At 70.3% G+C, this 16,655-nt stretch carries 14 protein-coding genes; all 14 read left to right on the plus strand.

Going from position 1 to position 16,655, the window contains the following annotated elements:
- The gene (locus tag NAM01S_RS05040) at nucleotides 1-642 is read left to right on the plus strand and encodes an NUDIX hydrolase (RefSeq protein ID WP_067779928.1); all 642 of its coding nucleotides are present in this window, start codon (nucleotides 1-3) and stop codon (nucleotides 640-642) included.
- 162 nt (nucleotides 643-804) lie between these two features.
- Nucleotides 805-1,779 (plus strand): alkaline phosphatase family protein, encoded by a 975-nt coding sequence (locus NAM01S_RS05045; protein WP_253798277.1) that lies wholly within the window; start codon nucleotides 805-807, stop codon nucleotides 1,777-1,779.
- A 264-nt stretch (nucleotides 1,780-2,043) separates the two neighbouring features.
- Nucleotides 2,044-4,512, plus strand: a complete 2,469-nt coding sequence (locus NAM01S_RS05050) for a RelA/SpoT family protein (protein WP_067779933.1) — start codon at nucleotides 2,044-2,046, stop codon at nucleotides 4,510-4,512.
- A 385-nt stretch (nucleotides 4,513-4,897) separates the two neighbouring features.
- Complete coding sequence (locus NAM01S_RS05055; protein WP_067779936.1) at nucleotides 4,898-6,535, plus strand: cutinase family protein; 1,638 nt, start codon at nucleotides 4,898-4,900, stop codon at nucleotides 6,533-6,535.
- A gap of 56 nt (nucleotides 6,536-6,591) precedes the next feature.
- On the plus strand, nucleotides 6,592-7,518 hold the full coding sequence (locus NAM01S_RS05060) for a DUF8176 domain-containing protein (RefSeq protein WP_067779939.1): 927 nt from the start codon (nucleotides 6,592-6,594) through the stop codon (nucleotides 7,516-7,518).
- A 16-nt stretch (nucleotides 7,519-7,534) separates the two neighbouring features.
- On the plus strand, nucleotides 7,535-8,416 hold the full coding sequence (locus NAM01S_RS05065; protein WP_067780155.1) for a MinD/ParA family ATP-binding protein: 882 nt from the start codon (nucleotides 7,535-7,537) through the stop codon (nucleotides 8,414-8,416).
- Nucleotides 8,413-9,057: a hypothetical protein gene (locus NAM01S_RS05070; RefSeq protein ID WP_067779941.1), complete on the plus strand. Its 645-nt coding sequence runs from the start codon at nucleotides 8,413-8,415 to the stop codon at nucleotides 9,055-9,057. Before NAM01S_RS05065 ends, NAM01S_RS05070 begins: the two co-directional genes overlap by 4 nt.
- A gap of 40 nt (nucleotides 9,058-9,097) precedes the next feature.
- A complete protein-coding gene (locus NAM01S_RS05075; RefSeq protein ID WP_067779944.1) occupies nucleotides 9,098-9,394 on the plus strand; it encodes a hypothetical protein in 297 nt (98 codons plus the stop codon).
- Nucleotides 9,395-9,401: 7 nt separating this feature from the next.
- A complete protein-coding gene (locus tag NAM01S_RS05080; protein WP_067779947.1) occupies nucleotides 9,402-9,674 on the plus strand; it encodes a hypothetical protein in 273 nt (90 codons plus the stop codon).
- Between the two features lie 31 nt (nucleotides 9,675-9,705).
- Nucleotides 9,706-10,368, plus strand: a complete 663-nt coding sequence (locus tag NAM01S_RS05085) for a DUF8175 domain-containg protein (protein WP_253798275.1) — start codon at nucleotides 9,706-9,708, stop codon at nucleotides 10,366-10,368.
- The gene (locus NAM01S_RS05090) at nucleotides 10,365-11,177 is read left to right on the plus strand and encodes a DUF8175 domain-containg protein (RefSeq protein ID WP_067779949.1); all 813 of its coding nucleotides are present in this window, start codon (nucleotides 10,365-10,367) and stop codon (nucleotides 11,175-11,177) included. Before NAM01S_RS05085 ends, NAM01S_RS05090 begins: the two co-directional genes overlap by 4 nt.
- A 131-nt stretch (nucleotides 11,178-11,308) precedes the next feature.
- On the plus strand, nucleotides 11,309-12,787 hold the full coding sequence (locus tag NAM01S_RS05095; RefSeq protein ID WP_067780161.1) for a hypothetical protein: 1,479 nt from the start codon (nucleotides 11,309-11,311) through the stop codon (nucleotides 12,785-12,787).
- A complete protein-coding gene (locus tag NAM01S_RS05100) occupies nucleotides 12,784-14,274 on the plus strand; it encodes an SCO6880 family protein (protein ID WP_067779952.1) in 1,491 nt (496 codons plus the stop codon). Before NAM01S_RS05095 ends, NAM01S_RS05100 begins: the two co-directional genes overlap by 4 nt.
- Nucleotides 14,275-14,281: 7 nt before the next feature.
- The gene (locus NAM01S_RS05105) at nucleotides 14,282-16,612 is read left to right on the plus strand and encodes a hypothetical protein (RefSeq protein ID WP_067779955.1); all 2,331 of its coding nucleotides are present in this window, start codon (nucleotides 14,282-14,284) and stop codon (nucleotides 16,610-16,612) included.
- Nucleotides 16,613-16,655 lie beyond the last annotated feature (43 nt).

The raw sequence follows: 16,655 nt of genomic DNA on the forward strand, positions 1-16,655 counted from the left end.
GTGGAGCAATCCGTTGTGTCGGTCGACGTGGTGACGCTCCGGTTCTGGCCCGAGGACGCCGGGGTCACGATCGGAATCGCGCCGCGCGGCCACGAACCGTTCACCGGCGAACTCGCGCTGCCCGGCGTGCTGCTCGGCCGCGGCGAGCGCCTCGTCGCGGCCGCGCGCCGCGCGGTGCACACCAAACTCGGCGTCCCCGAGGCGGCGATCGGCGCGGTCGGTCAGCTCGTCACCTTCGACGAACCGCACCGCGACCCGCGCGGCCCGACCCTGTCCATCGCGATGTGGGCGGTGGTCGCCCCGCACGAAGGCCCGGCCCGGTGGGTCTCCTTCGACGCGACGCCCACCCTGGCCTTCGACCACAACCGCATCGTCGAGGACTCCCGCGCCGTGCTGGCCCGGCTGCTCTGGAAAGACACCGTGTTCACCCGCGCGGTGATCGGCGCCGAATTCCCCGCAACCCGAGCCGTCGAGCTCAGCACCTCCCTGCTCGGCCTGCGCCCCGACCCGGCCAACCTCAACCGCACCCTCGCCGCCCTCCCCGGCCTCGAACGCACCCCCGAACGCCGCCGCACCAAACCCACCGGCCGCCCCGCCGCCGTCTGGGCCTTCACCCCGGACGATCCTTCGAAGGCCGAATAACCCATCACTGCGACGCCGAACGCGGCGCCGAGGTAGTCCCAGTGGTCGGGGTGACCAGCGGCGCGGAGCGAGCGATCTGGATGGTCGGGAACCGGCCGGTCGCGCGGCGTTCGGCCGGAGTTCAGGGAGGCGACCGGCGCCGGGTCGGGCGATGAAAGCTCGATGAACAGACCGGGAAAGGGCTGGTGGGACGAGTACGCGGGCCGTCATCGTCACGGTATGCGAAGACGGTCGCTGTTGCGGGCCACGGCCGTCGTGGCGGCCGCCCTGGTTCCCGGCTCGGTCACTTCCACCGCCGCTCCCGGTCGCGGCAAGGTGCTCGTCATCGGGCTGGATGGCGCGATGTATGCCAAGATCCGCGAGGCCCGCGCGCCGAACCTGTTGCGGCTGGTCGCGGCGGGCACCCTCTCCCAGACCTCGCTGGTGCCGCACATCAGCCTGTCCGGCCCGTCCTGGGCGACCGCCCTCACCGGCGTGTGGGACCGCAAGCACGGCGTCACCCACAACGACTTCGACGCCGGCCCCTTCGACCGGTACCCCACGGTGTTCACCCTGCTGGAGCGCGCGGGACGCCGCACGGCCGCCGTCGCGACGTGGTCGAAGATCGCCACCATCGCGGGCAGCGGAGCGCCGCACGCGAGCCGGATCCGCGTCACCGCGCCCGTGCCGGACGACCCGGACGAGGCGAAGACCGACGCCGCCACCGCCGACGCGGCGATCGCCGAACTCACCGGCGACGCCCCCGACTTCCTTTTCGTCCACCTCGACCAGGTCGACTTCGCCGGTCACCGGCACGGGGCGGCGTCCAAGGCCTTCCTGGACGCGACCACCCGGGTGGACCGCGAGGTCGGCAGGATCGTCGCGGCCGTCGACGCGCGCCACGGCGAGCACTGGACCGTGCTGGTCACCACCGACCACGGCCATCTCCCGAAGGGAGGTCACGGCGGACAGACCCGAGACGAGACCGCCACCTTCGTCATCGCGCGCGGACCCGACTTCGCCCCGGGCGTGACCGACGCGCACTACGCCCTCGTCGACATCACTCCCACCGCCCTGGATCTGCTCGGCGTTCCGATACCGCGCGGTCTGGACGGCGGCTCGATGCGGGCAAGGCCTGCCACCGCCCGCGAGTGGTAGCGCCGGTCGCCGCGACCCCTGTTCGCCGTTCCCGGTCACGGGTGGCAAATCACTTCGGGCGCGGCCTGATTCGGTTCGGACGAATCCGCACTAAGGTCGACCGTCTCGACCCGAAATGTCCGATCCCAGCGCCCGAAACCGGACAGCTTCCGGTCTCGGCAGCTGCGGATCCGGCGGTGCGCTCGACCGGGGACTAAAGTTGTGGTCTGGGCGGTTGCAGCGGTCGTATAGGGTGGTCCGACCGCGGCGTGGAGAGGTGGTGGCATGACTCAGCATCTGGGCGAGGCGAATGTCGAGCAATCGGCGGCATCTGCCCCGCAGTCGAACGGTGCGGCGGCCGCCTCCGCGAGTCCGCAGCCCGCCCGGCCGACGCCCAACGATGTGCCCCAGAAGCAGCCGACGACGGGGCAGCGACCCTCCGGAACGGCACAGCGCCCGGCCGATCAGACCCAGCGCCAGCCCGGCGCCGCCGCCGTCCCCACCTCCGCCTCGCGGCGGGTGCGTGCGCGGCTTGCCCGCCGGATGACCGGCCAGCGCGGCATCGCCGCCGTCAAGCCGGTGCTCGAACCGCTCGCGACGGTGCACCGCGAGCTGTATCCGAAGGCGAACCTGACCCTGCTGCAGCGGGCCTTCGACGTCGCCGACGAACGCCACGCGCACCAGTTCCGCAAGTCGGGCGATCCCTATATCACCCACCCGCTCGCCGTCGCCAACATCCTCGCCGAGCTCGGCATGGACACCACCACGCTGGTCGCGGCGCTGCTGCACGACACCGTGGAGGACACCGGCTACTCGCTCGAGCAGCTGACCGCGGATTTCGGCGCCGAGGTCGCGCACCTGGTGGACGGCGTCACCAAACTGGACAAGGTCAATCTCGGCGCGGCCGCCGAGGCCGAGACGATCCGCAAGATGATCATCGCCATGGCGCGCGACCCACGCGTGCTGGTGATCAAGGTCGCCGACCGCCTGCACAACATGCGCACCATGCGCTTCCTGCCGCCGGAGAAGCAGGCGAAGAAGGCCAAGGAGACGCTCGAGGTCATCGCGCCGCTGGCCCACCGCCTCGGCATGGCGACGGTGAAGTGGGAGCTGGAGGACCTCGCGTTCGCGATCCTGCACCCCAAGAAGTACGACGAGATCGTCCGTCTAGTCGCCGACCGCGCGCCCTCGCGCGACACCTACCTGGCGAAGGTGCGCGCGGAGATCGTCAACACGCTGGCCGCCTCGCGCATCAACGCGATCGTCGAGGGCAGGCCCAAGCACTACTGGTCGATCTATCAGAAGATGATCGTCAAGGGTAAGGACTTCGACGACATCCACGACCTGGTCGGCATCCGCATTCTGTGCGACGAGGTCCGCGACTGCTACGCGGCGGTCGGCGTTGTGCACTCGCTGTGGCAGCCGATGGCGGGCCGGTTCAAGGACTACATCGCCCAGCCGCGCTACGGCGTCTACCAGTCGCTGCACACCACCGTGGTCGGCCCGGACGGCAAGCCGCTCGAGGTGCAGATCCGCACCCAGGACATGCACCGCACCGCGGAATTCGGCATCGCCGCGCACTGGCGCTACAAGGAGACCCGAGGCAAGCACTCCGGTGACGCCGCCGAGGTCGACGACATGGCCTGGATGCGCCAGCTGCTCGACTGGCAGCGCGAGGCCGCCGATCCCGCGGAGTTCCTGGAGTCGCTGCGCTTCGACCTGAAGTCGCCGGAGATCTTCGTGTTCACGCCGAAGGGCGACGTGATCACGTTGCCGCAGAAGTCGACTCCGGTCGACTTCGCGTACGCGGTGCACACCGAGGTCGGCCACCGCTGCATCGGGGCGCGCGTCAACGGACGACTCGTCGCGCTGGAGCGTCAGCTCGAAAACGGCGAAGTGGTCGAGGTTTTCACCTCCAAGGCGCAGAACGCCGGGCCGAGCAGGGACTGGCAGAACTTCGTGGTCTCGCCGCGCGCCAAGGCCAAGATCCGGCAGTGGTTCGCCAAGGAACGCCGCGAGGAGGCGCTGGAGAGCGGCAAGGAGCAGATCTCCAAGGAGGTCCGCCGGGTCGGACTGCCGCTGCAGCGGCTGATGAGCGTCGACGCGATGACCGCGGTCGCGCACGAGCTGCACTACACCGACATCTCCACCCTCTACACCGCGGTCGGCGAACACCAGGTCTCCGCGCACCACGTCGTGCAGCGGCTCATGGCCCAGCTCGGCGGCATCGGCGACGTGGAGAACGAGCTCGCCGAGCGCTCGACGCCGTCCACCACACCGAGCCGCCAGCGCGTCACCGGCGACGCGGGCGTGCTGATCCCCGGCGCGCCGGGCACGGTGGCCAAGCTGGCCAAGTGCTGTACGCCGGTGCCCGGCGACGAGATCATGGGCTTCGTGACCCGCGGCGGCGCGGTGAGCGTGCACCGGACCGACTGCACCAACGCCGGTTCGCTGCGCGAGCAGGCCGAGCGGATCATCGATGTCGAGTGGGCGCCCTCGCCCTCGTCGGTCTTCCTGGTCGCCATCCAGATCGAGGCGCTGGACCGCACCCGGTTGCTGTCGGATGTCACCAAGGTGCTCGCCGACGAGAAGGTCAACATCCTGTCCGCCTCGGTGGCCACGCACGGCGACCGGGTGGCGATCAGCAAGTTCACCTTCGAGATGGGCGATCCGAAGCACCTGGGCCACTTGCTGAACGTGGTGCGCAACGTGGAGGGCGTCTACGACGTCTACCGCGTGACCTCGGCCGCCTGAGCGAGCGTCCGCCGCAGTCCTCGAGCGGCAATCCGTCGCGTAGCCGTCCTCGCTGATTCAGCGCGCCATGAGTGGCCGGGACGAGACCCCGGAAATCGTTGCCGCGCGGCATGTTTGCTGGAAAACCTGAAATGTTTGCTGGACCGTCAAGAGGGGTTGCTGGCCCGGTAAAGCCCAATTGTCGCTCCTCGGTGGCGGTCTCGCGTGAGCTGTCGGAAACTTGCCGTGCCGATCTCCGCGCCGCGCCGGTCGGTGTGCGTTATGCTTCGGCGTTTCGCGAAAAGTTTTCTCTGTTGCGGCAGTAATAGCCGGAATCTGTTACGGTCTATTGCGTTTCATGGCGTTGAGGGTAGCTGCGGCAACACGGGATTGATTGCGGATCGCTATGACTGATTACACGGCAAGACTCTCGGGGCTGGTGGTCGCGACCACCGTTGCCGTCGCCGCCGCGACGGCGAGCCCCGCGCTCGCCGATCCGCCGAATTCCCCCGCCCCCTCGACCGATCTGGCCATCGATGACTGTCCGGCGTTGTACGCCTTGGGCGTTCAGGGCACGGGGGAGTCCTCCCCGGACGCCGCGCCGACCACCGACACCGGCATGCTGTCCACGGTCTTCATGCCGTTGCTGGCCAAAGCCGCTCGGCCCGGCCTGGTCGAGCGCGCTTACGTGCCATACGAATCCGGCTTCGGCGGCTTCGTCAACGGCGGCGCGGCACCGTACGTGGAGTCCGTGCAAGGCGGGTTGACGCGGCTGCGGGACATGGCCGCTCAGGTCGCCCAGCGGTGCACCGACACGCGCCTGGCCATCGTCGGCTACTCCCAGGGCGCGCACGTCGCCTCGGTGTTCGCCCAGGAGGTCGGGCAGGGCCGCGGCGTGGTGCCCGCCGACCGGGTCGCGGCCGTCGCGCTGTTCGCCGACCCGACCCGCAATCCGGGCGCGCCGCTGTTCCCCGGCTCGCCGGGCAAGCAGACGCCCGATCCCGCGCCCGGCACCGCGGGCGCCGAGATCGCGACCATCGCCGCGCTGCCGCAGACGCCTGCGAACGGCGGCGGCGTCGGCCCGGAACGGGACCAGGCGGCCAATTTCGCGGCCCTCACCGGCCGCGTGGCGAGTTTCTGTGCGGCAGGCGATCTCGCCTGCGACGCGCCGCAGGGCGCGCCGATTCTGAAGGCCGTTGCCTCGGTGGCGGGCCAAGCGAAGCTGAGCGGCGGCGACCCCATCGCGTCGCTTGTCTCCATCGCGCAGGCGCTCGCGTTCACCTCGATCAAGACCGCGACCAAGGTCGTGAACGAGGACGTGCGGGGCACCTCGCTCGCGAATCTGTCGCTCTCCCCGCAGAAGTCGATCTCCCAGCGCATCGCCGACGCCTCGGACCCGCGCACCCCGCTGGATCTGAACGGCGCGCTGCGCGCCCTGCTGAAGGTCGGCATGATCGGGCTCAACGCGGTCGCCACCGTCGTGAAGGCGGTGATCAGTCCGGCGGCGATCTCGCAGCTGGCCACCGCTGGGTTGTCCAATCCGGCGGCGGGTCTGCTGCTGCTCGGCACGAAGTTGATCGGCGCCATTCCACAACTGATCCCGCCGACGACGGTGTCCCGGCTGGTCACCCAGGCGTTCGACGCGGTGGTGCAGAACATCACCGACAACAGCGAACTGCTGAACGTCACGACATGGGTGCGGTATTGGGACACCGTGCAACGGCACGGCGCGTACAGCACCGCGGCGGTGGCCGCCAACGGCGACGCGCCCACCCGCTTCGTCGCCGACTGGTTCGCCGCACTGGCCCGTGACCTGGCCGATCGCTTCGGCGCGGGCGCCGAGCCGCAGGGTGGGGCGGCCAAACCGCCCTCGGGATTCTTCGGCGAAAGTACCGGCGCGTCGACTACGCCGAATTCGTCCGGTACGGGACAATTTCCGTTCGGGACAGGAGCCGATGGCGCCTCATCCGGCGGCGCGACCTCGATTCCGCCCACCGAGCGACCCGGCACCGCCAACAACGCCTACCCGTTCTCCACGAACTGATCGCCGAGAGGTCCGACGATGCGATACCACGTGCCTGGCTCTGCGGGAATGGGGGAATGTTGAAGTCGTACAAAGATCTGTCCCGCTGGTACGACGCGCTCGAACCCGACAGCGGCGCGCCCGCTCCCGCGCAGCAGGACGACACGAGTCTCGACCCGGTCGACGACGACGGACCGGCTCGGTATCCGCACTATATCCGCGAGGAAGAGGATCCAGAGGAGGCGCGCGCGCGGAACGAAGTTCCGGCGGATCTGGCCTCGCGGCGCGCGGAATTCACCGGCGGCTGGTCCGATTGGGTCGCGGTCCACGCGCCGGGTCCCGACGACGACTACACCCCGCGCGACGGCGATCTGGTCCGTTTCCCGTGGCCGGAGGACGACGACTACGACGACGAGCCCGCGCCTGCCGTCCGCCCGCACCCGCGCGCGCTGCGCGACCATCCGGCCTCGCGCCGCGGCCGCGTCGTCGTCGTGCTGATCGTTGCGGTCCTGTTGCTGGCCTTCGTCGCGCTGGGCGCGCTGTACCTGTTGCGGGCCTCGGGCAACCGCGCCGCCGTCGCGCCGACCACCCCGCCGATGCAGTTCACCGCGGGCAGCGCGCAGGCGGGCATCACCTCGGGCTGTCCGACCGAGCGCGCCGAACGGCTGATCCGCAGCGCGGAGCCCGGCGGCACGCACAGCGGCCCCGACGTCGTGCTGGCCTTCCAGTACGCCTACTACGTGGAGCGGTCCGGCGAGCGGGCACGGGAATTCGTCGCGCCGGACGCGGCGGTCCCGGCCGCTCCGACGATTCAGCGTGGAATCGACACGGTCCCGGAGGGCACCACGCACTGCGTGCGCGTCGCGACGGTGGCCGTCGACATGTATTCGGTGGAGGTCACCGAGTATCGGCCGGGCGGAGCGCCCGCCACGTACAACAAGCAGACGGTCACCACCGCGGTGATCGGCGGCCGCACCCTGATCACGGGTGTCGCGGCCGGATGAAGGAGAGCTGAGAACGATGGGAGAGGACTGGAGCCGCTGGCTCGACGAGGCGCCCGAGGAGGGCCCTCCGCCGGGTCGTCAAGCGCGTTCGAAGGCTCCGGTGGTGCGGTTGCGGCGCGGCAAGCGGGGTGACGGCGAAGAGGAGACCGGGCCGACGCAGCGGCCGATTCTGGTGGTCGGCGGGTGCGGCGGCGCGGGGACCACCACGACCGCCCTCGGTATCGCGGGCGAATTGGGTTCGGGCGGAACGCCTACGGTCGCGGTGGACGCCACCGCGGCGGGCAGCGATCTCGCGCTGCGCGGCGCCGACGAGCACCTGCACCCGATCAGTCTGCAATCGTGGTTGTACGGGCGCGGCGACGACGAACCGGCCCCGCTGAAGGAATGCCTGTCCCGCGCCACGTCCGGCATCGGTCTGCTCTGGCGCGACGCCGCACCGCTGCGCCGCCGCGCCACCTACCTGACGGTCGCGCGCGCGGTGGAGGACGCGGGATTCACCGCGGTCTACGACGGCGGCAGCCCGATCGCGGGACGCCAGCTGCGTCCGCTGCTCGACGACGCGGATGTCGCTCTGGTGCTTGCCATTCCGGCGCGCCCGGATGCCGCGAACCGGCTGCGCGTCACCCTGGAATGGCTCGACGATCAGTTCGGCGATTCGACCGAGGGGCAGGGCGCGGGAATCGTCGGCGACACCACCATCGTCGTCTCGCATCAGCAGCCCGGCGCCGATTCGCGGGTTGCCGACCATTTGCGTGAACACCTGGGCGGCTGGGTCCGCGACATCAGGGAGATTCCCTACGATCCGCATCTCGCGCGCGGCGAACTCGTCCGGCACAGCGCGCTGGCCGCCGAGACCCGCCGCGCGTACGGGGTGCTGTTGGCGGGGGTGGCATCATGACCGCCGCCATGAAACTTCGCCGGAAACTCGATCCGCAGCCCGCGGGCGTCGTCGCGCCGCCCGAGTCCCGTCGCGCACCGGTCTGGGACCGTCCGGTGCCCGGCGTCGGACGCGCGCCCCTGGTCTGGCTGCTCGGTGTGCACGGCGGGGCCGGAGCAACTACCCTCGCGCATGTGCTTGCGCCGGCGGCGGATTCGAGCCGCCGCTGGCCCGGCGTCTTCGAGCGTGAATCGCCGTTCGTCGTGTTGGTGGCCAGGGAGACGATCGCCGGGTTGACCCGCGCGCACGACCTGCTGCGCCAGCACCATTTCGGTTTCGGCGGACCCTCCGAGGTGCTCGGCCTGATCACCGTGGCCGCGCGGCCGGGCAGGATGCCCGCCGAAATTCGGCGCTACCGCGACGTGGTCGGCTCGTTGGCGGGCCCGCTGTGGCAGGTGCCGTGGTACGAGGAGTGGACCCTGGTCGAGCCGGAGCAGTTGCCGGTGTGGACGCCGGGCGACCCGATGCCGGAGAAGAAACGCAAGATCGATCCGCTGGCCGAGGTCCCGCTGGAGGTGCGCGAGCTGGGCGTCGACATCGTCTCCGCGGTGCGTGAGAAGCTTGACAGCACTGCGGCTTTCGACGAGGGGGAGGATTCGTGAGGTCGACCGGCGCGCGCAGCAATTTCGAGAAAGGCATCCGATGAGCATGTTCCTCCTCGCCGTGCAGGACACGTACGGCACCGTGCTGGCCCAGGTCGGCAATCCGACGCCAGAGGCGCCGCCGGGATCGGAGAAGATCCTGCAGCTGGTGCGCTACCTGACTTGGTTCGTGCTGCTGTCCGGCATCTGCGGAATCATCTACGCCGGCGGCAGGTTCGCCTGGGAGAAGTGGACCGGTGGCGGCCTCGAATCGCCGAAGATGGTGGCGGGCGCGATGATCGGCGGCGTGGTCGCGACCAGCGCGGGCACCATCATGAACGCCGTCATCGGCACCTAGGACGACCATGTCCACCGTGCGAATGTCGACGGAGCTGCTCGCCTACAAGCAGATGCCCTCCGAGGTGCTCGAACCGCTGATGCAGCTGCTGAATTGGCTGCTGTGGTTCGTGCTGCTGGTGTGCCTGGCCTGGATGATCCTGTCCGCCGGCAGGCTGTGGATCGCGTTCCGCAGCGATCTGGCCGTCAACGACGCGACCCACGGCGTGGTGATGAGCCTGATCGGCGCGATCGTCGCCAGCACCGCCTCCGGCATCGCGTTGGCGTTCCTACCGACGTGAGCCGCGGGATCCTGATGGAGACGGTTCGGACATGAACTGCACAGCGACGCGGCCGCGTTCGGTGGCACACCCGCCCGGCGCCGGGCGGCTCGGCAGATCCGCGGCCGGGGTGTTCGGCGCGGTGCTGCTGGCGGCCGCCGTCGGCTGTGGCGGCGCGGACGAGCCCGCGGGCCCGGATCTCGCCGCGCGGCCGAGCGGGCTGCGCTGGCAGGCCTATCAAGGCGTGGCGCTGCCGCACACCGACCAGGGACCCGAGTCGCTCGCCGACGGTGCCGCAACGGGTTTCGAGCAGACCCCGCCGGGCGCGGCCGTCGCCGCGATCACCCACACCGTGCGCCTGTCGGTGGCCGCCGACGACCAGTGGCCGAAAGTGATCGCCGCCGAAGTAGTTCCAGGTCCCGCGCGCGACGAGTGGGCGGTGAGCCGGGTGCAGTTGTCCATCACCGGACCTGCCGAGCCCGAGTACGCCCCGCGGCTGCTGGGGTACAAGATCACGGACTACACCGAGCAACGCACCGCCGTCGACGTGTACACCGAGTACTCGGACGGCTCGAAAGCGGTGAACCACACGGTTGTCGAGTGGTTCGCCGAGGACTGGAGATTACGACTGCCCGACCCCGACTCGACCGCCCGCCCCGTCGAGGCCATCGACGTATTACCCACCGACATAGTGACATTGGAGGCGCCGAAGTGACCGAGAAGGAGTCCTACGCGCGTGATCGCGTCTCCTTCGGTGCGATCGCGTCCGCGGCGCTGCTGGCGCTCATCGTGATCGTCGGTGCGGTGGTGTACCTGGGGGGCGACGACGAGGCCACCGGCAACAACGAGGCCGAATTCGCCGCGACCACCGGCGAGGGTTTCGCGAGCCCGGAGGTCGACCTGTTCGGCAGGCGCGTCGATATTCCGAACAACCCTGCGGGACAACCGCTTCCGCAGGACCCGACGCATCAGCGCAAGCCGTCCGACCCGGACTGGCTGACCGCGGCGCCGGAGGGCACCCAAGCCCCGCGCGGCTGGCAGCGGGTGTACGGCGCGTCGGTGCCGTTCTCCACCTCCGACGGCCCGACCCGCATCGAGGACGGACTCGCCGTCGGTTACGCGCACACCCCGCAGGGCGCCGCGCTGGCGGCCGCGCAGATCACCTACCGGCTCAACGCCCGCCCCGCCGACCGCGACCTGTACGTGCGGCAGGTGCGCGTTTCGGCGCAGCAGATCGCCGCCTACGACCGCGCGCTCGACGAGGATCGGCTTCCGAAACAGCAGCCGGAGAAGGTGACTCGCTACTTCGTCGCCTCCGACGCGTTCAAGGTGGAGAACTACGCCGACGACTTGGCCATCGTCCGGTTCGCCTCGCGCGGGCCCGTCGTCGACGGCAAGCAGCTGTGGGCGGCGCTGCGGTTGGTCATGGTGTGGGACGCGGGCGACTGGCGGCTCAAGCCCGCCACGAGCAACGGCGCGCAGACCGAGTACATCGAGTCGCTCGAAGGGTGGACGAAATGGTGACCGCAGGCCCTCGAATCGAAAGCGACGCCGACGATTCCGCGATCACGAGGTTCGCGAGAAAGGCACGAGACACTGACCGGCGAGCAGCAAGTCCAGATCGAGTCCCTGCGGAGCATCGAGGGGTGGACACGATGGTGAGAAAACTGGTGACGATCCTCGCGGTCGTCTTCACGGTGATGGTCGCGACGCCGACGGTGGCCTACGGCCAGACCTACGGCTTCGACGAGACCTGCAACGAGATCCACGACACCCTCGACGGAGTCGGCCTGCCGGGGATCTCCCTCGGCGACGCCGCATCCGCGGTGTGCAAGGCGGGCAACGCCGCGTCGCATCCCGGCGACGCCGCGACCGCCGTCAAGGACAAGGCGTGGGACTCCACCTTCGGCAAGGTGGTGGATTCGCTGATGAACGGCCTCGGCGAGGCCATCATCCTCGCGCTCACGTTCTGGATGAAGGTGCCCAACGAGGCGGCGAGCGACAACGGGTCGTTGTTCACCAGGATCAACGACTACACGTATCAGATTCAGATATTGCTGCTCATCGCCTCGGTCATCCTGTCGGGCGCGAGACTCGCCGAGGCGAGGCGCGGTGCGGCGGTGAGCGAAGCGGCCGAATCCTTCCGCATGTTCGCCAGGGTGGTGTTCAGCTCCTGGATGCTCGGCGCCATCATCGTGGCGGGTACCCAGGCCTCGGATCGGTTCGCCGAGTGGATCATCAACGACTCGACCAACGGCAACGCCAAGGATTTGGCCGAGCTGATGGTGAAAACCAGTAAGCTGCAAGCCTTCTCGCCGGGTCTGGTGCTGATCATCGCGATCGTCGGCCTGCTCGGCGCGCTCGCGCAGATCGTGTTCGCCATCGTCCGCCAGGGTCTGCTGATCATCGCGGCGGGCGTGCTGCCGCTGGCGGCCGCCGCGTCCGGCATGAACATCGGTAAATCGTCGTATCAGAAGCTGATCGGCTGGATCATCGCCTTCATGTTGTTCAAACCGGTGGCGGCGATCGTCTACATGATCGCGTTCACCACGGCGGGCCACGTCGACGGGCTCACCTCGACCACCGGCCTGCCGGAAGGCGAAGAGGCACAGCGCATGCTGGTCGCCATCGTGTTGCTGTGCAGCGTGGCGTTCGTGCTGCCCGCGCTCATGCGCCTGGTCACCCCGGCCGTCGCGATCGTCGGTTCCGGCGGTTCGGGTCTGGCCTGGACCGGCGGCGCCGTGGTCGGCGCGCTGGCGCTCGGCGCCATGGGCACCAAGGCGGTCGGGGTGAAGGCCGCGGCGTCTCCTGGTTCGGCGGGCTACGTCAGCGGCAGCGGCTCGGGGCCGCGCCCGCCGGGTGGCGCCGGCGGCGGACGCGGCGGCGGCGCACCACGTCCCACGCCTCCGCGCGGCGGTGGTGGCGGTGGCGCGGCGGGTCAACCACCGCGCGCCTCCGAGCCGCAGGGCTCGGCCGGAGTACCGTCCGGAGCGGCGCGAGCGGCAGGCCGCATCGGCGCGGCGAGAGCCGCGGCGGGCAGCATGCGCAACGCCGACGATTCCATGGGTGATGTGGCAGGCGACCGTTGGGCGAACCGGTCGCCCGACCTCGGGAGGAGCACCATTCCGCGATGACGATGACCGAACCCTACGAGCGCCGCTCCTACGGGCTGTGGCAGAAGCCGCGCAGCGCAGGCCTTTTCGGCCTGCGCTGGGAAGAGACCGTGATCGGCTTCGTCGTCGTGATCACGGCGCTGATCTGCGCGATGGTCGGCGGCTTCCAATGGGGTCTCGTCGTCGGCGGCGTCGGCGTCGCCGTGATGGTTCCACTGGTGTGGCGGACGGGGGGCCGCTCCGGCTACGAGACGGGATTGATGATGTTCAACTGGATGCGCTCGCGGAACCGCGGCGAACACGTGTATCGGGGCGGACGGTTCTCCCGGATCCCCGGCGGCGTCACCCGGCTGCCCGGGCTGCTCGCGCCCTCGAAGCTGTACGAGGGCATCGACGCGGGCGGCTACAGCTTCGGCATGATCCACCTGCCGCAGTTCGCGCAGTACACCGTGGTGCTGCGGGCCTGGCCGCAGGGTCACGAGGCGGTGGACCAGCCGGTCATCGACCGCTGGGTTTCGGCATGGGGCACCTTCCTCGCCTCGGTGGGCCAGACCAGCGACATCGTGGCCGTTGTCCCGGTCATCGACACCGTCCCCGAGACCGGAAACCGTTTGCTCACCGAGGTTTCCACCATCACCCGCCCCGAGGCGCCGGAACTGGCCCAGCAGGTGATGTACGAGCTGGCCACCGAGCTGCCGCAGGAGCGGGTGCAGCTGCTGCCGCGCGTCGCCATCACGTTCAAGGCCACCACCGCCGAGCGTCGCAAGAACCCGGCCGAGGAAGCCGTCGAGATCGGCAGGCGGCTGCCTGGCATCTGCGCGGCGCTCGCCGAGGCGGGCGTGCGCGCCCAGCCGATGTCGGCCGACGAGGTGATCGCCTTCATCCGGCGCAGCTACGACCCTGCCTCGCAGGCCGACCTCGAGGTCGCGGCCTCCGAACCCGAAGGGCACGGGCTGGATTGGGCCGACGCGGGCCCGGTCTCGCACGACGAGAAGTGGGACCACTTCATCCACGACGGCGGCCGGTCGGTCACCTGGGAGATGGACGCCGCCCCCGAGGGCGCGGTGGACGAGCGGGTGTTGCAGCGGCTGCTGGCGCCGAACCCGGAGGTGCCGCGCAAGCGCATCGCCATCGTCTACCGGCCGCACTCGGCCGCCGACGCCGCCGAGATCGTCGACGACGACTTCAAGAACGCGCTAGTGGCGCAGCAAAGCGAACGCGGCGTCGTCTCGGCGGCCGCGACCCTGCGGGTGGGCGCCACCCAGCAGGCCCGTGAGGAACAGGCGAGGGGTCACGGTGTGACCCGCTTCGGGGCGCTGGTGACCATCACCGAGCCCCTGCGCGGCGACCTGCCGCGCATCGAGGCCATCACGCGCGACCTGTCGACCCAGGCGCGTTTGAAGATCCGGCGGTGCTACCGGTACCAGGCGGCGGCCTTCGCGGCCTCCCTCGGGTGCGGGGTGATCCTGCCGGAGCACGCGACGATTCCGAAGGCATTGGCGGGGTGAGCGATTCATGGCACGCGACAACGAGCCACCCGTACGGGAGCGCGACGAGGCGCAGGCGCGCCGAGGCAGGCGACGCGAGGACGCCGAACGCGAGGCATGGGGTCGCCCCTCGGCCGAGGGCAGGCCGCACCGCCCGCCCGTCGAGGGCACGAGCCAACGCGGCGGGCAGCGCTCGGGCAGCGAGGAGATGCCCGAGCGGAGGCGGCGTCCGGCCGGGGACCAGGCGCGGGTGAGCGGCGAGGAGCGGACCGGTCTGGGGGAGATGTCCGATCGGGAGCGCCGGCCGTCTCGGGACGCGAGCGAGCGGCGCGCGCGCCCCGGCCGCGCCGACGGCGTCCGTCCCGAGCGGGCGCACGCCGACCGCCCTCCGATGGACCGGGCACGCGCCGAGCACGCGCGGGCCGAGCGGGCCGCTCAGGAACGCGCGCGCGCCAACGGCGCTCGGCCGCAACGGCCCGCCGACCGCCCGGTGCGCGGCGAACGGCCCGTCCGCTCCGACAACGGTCGCGGCGGGCGCGCACCGCAGCGCCCGGCGAAGGTCGACTACACCGCCGACCGCGCGATGGGCGCACCGCACATGGACAAGGCCGCCCGGCGCGCGAAAGCCAAGGCGGACAAGCGCAAACAGTCCGGCCCGCCGCTGCTCGACGACGCGACGCGGGCACGGCTGGAGGCCGTCAGCCGGGAGGGCTCCGGCCTGCGCGCGGCATGGGCGACCTTCCGCATCCGCACCGACGACATCCGCCGCCGTAACTACGCCGCGCGCGCGGAGCAGACCATCGAGGACGGATTCGACCGCAGCACAGCCCAACTCACCGACCGCGGGTACGCGGGCGCGGGCGGCGGCCGGATGAACGTGGTCGGCCGCCCCGTCGAATACCGCGCCACCACGGCGCAGGTGGCCGGTCTGTGGCCGTGGTCGGTCGGCGCCGGCGCGCCGCTGATCGGCACGCCGCTCGGCTCACACCTGCACACCGGAGCGCCGGTCTGCTTCGACCCGATGAACTGGTTCATGCGCGGCAGCTTCATCACCGCGCCGAGCCTTTTCGTGCTTGGCCTCAACGGTTTCGGCAAGTCCTCGCTGGTGCGCCGGATCGTGCTCGGCGGCATCGCGCAGGGCATCACGCCGCTGGTGCTCGCCGACGTGAAGCCCGACTACCGCAAGCTGGTCGAACTGGTCGGCGGTCAGATCATCGACCTCGGCTACGGTCACGGCAAGCTGAACCCGCTGGCGGCCGGTGTGCTCGGCTCGGTGGTACCGCGACTGGAAGAGTTCCCCGCGCTGCAACTGCAAGTGCTGCAAGACATGCGGGCCAGGCAGGTCACACTGATCGCGGGCCTGATCGAGCTGGTGCGCGGCGCGCGGGTGCGCGACTACGAGGAAACGCTCATCTCGACCGCGCTGCGCATCCTCTACCAGCCGGGCAGCGGCTATACCCCGGACCAGCCGCCGATCATGGAGAACCTGCTGGAGGTGATCCAGGCAGGCGGCGAGGAGCTCCAGCTCGACGCGGGCGCCGACGATCCCGCCGAATACCAGGTCGCGATCAAGAACCTGCGCCGCTCGCTGCGCGCGCTCACCCAGGGTCCGTTCGGTGCGGTCTTCAACGGCCAGACCTCGGTGCCGATCGACACCGAGGCGGTCGCCGTCTGCATCGACGTCTCGCACATCCCGACCGGCGACAAGAAACTCAAAGCCGCTGTGATGCTGGCCTGTTGGGCCGACGGCTTCGCCTCGGTGGAGGCCGCGCACGTGCTCGCCGACGCGGGCCTCGGGCCGCAGCGCTACTTCCAGGTGGTGATGGACGAGCTGTGGCAGGTGCTCGGCCTCGGCGACTTCATGGTCGACCGCGTCGACGAGCTGACCCGTCTGCAGCGCGGCCTGGCCACCGCGCTGATCATGATCAGCCACACGATCAAGGACCTGCAGGCACTTGGCTCGGAAGCCGCGATCGCCAAGGCGCTCGGCTTCCTGGAGCGGGCGCGCGCCAAGATCTTCGGCGCGCTGCCCGCCGAAGAGGTCAAGCGGCTCGACAGCACGGTGCCCTTCACCTCCGCCGAGGAGGAGATGGTGACCGGATGGTCGGCGCCGCAAGCGTTGACAGGTGAGGCGCTGAAACCGGGCCAGCAGCGCCCCTCTCCGCCGGGCACGGGTAAATTCCTGCTGAAGATCGGTGAGGATCGGCGTCCCGGCATTCCCTTCCACATGGAATTCACGTTGTCGGAGAAGGAAAGCGGGATTCACGACACGAACCAGCGGTTCAGTGAATTCACCGGCGGCCCGAATACCGAATCCACCGCGCGTGGCGGTGAATCCCCGAACGGGAGCGCGGCATGAGATACCGTCCAGGACGCGAAGCAACAAGGATCGGCCGAGCGCC

This window comes from Nocardia amikacinitolerans NBRC 108937, from assembly GCF_001612615.1.
Taxonomy (GTDB): domain Bacteria; phylum Actinomycetota; class Actinomycetes; order Mycobacteriales; family Mycobacteriaceae; genus Nocardia; species Nocardia amikacinitolerans.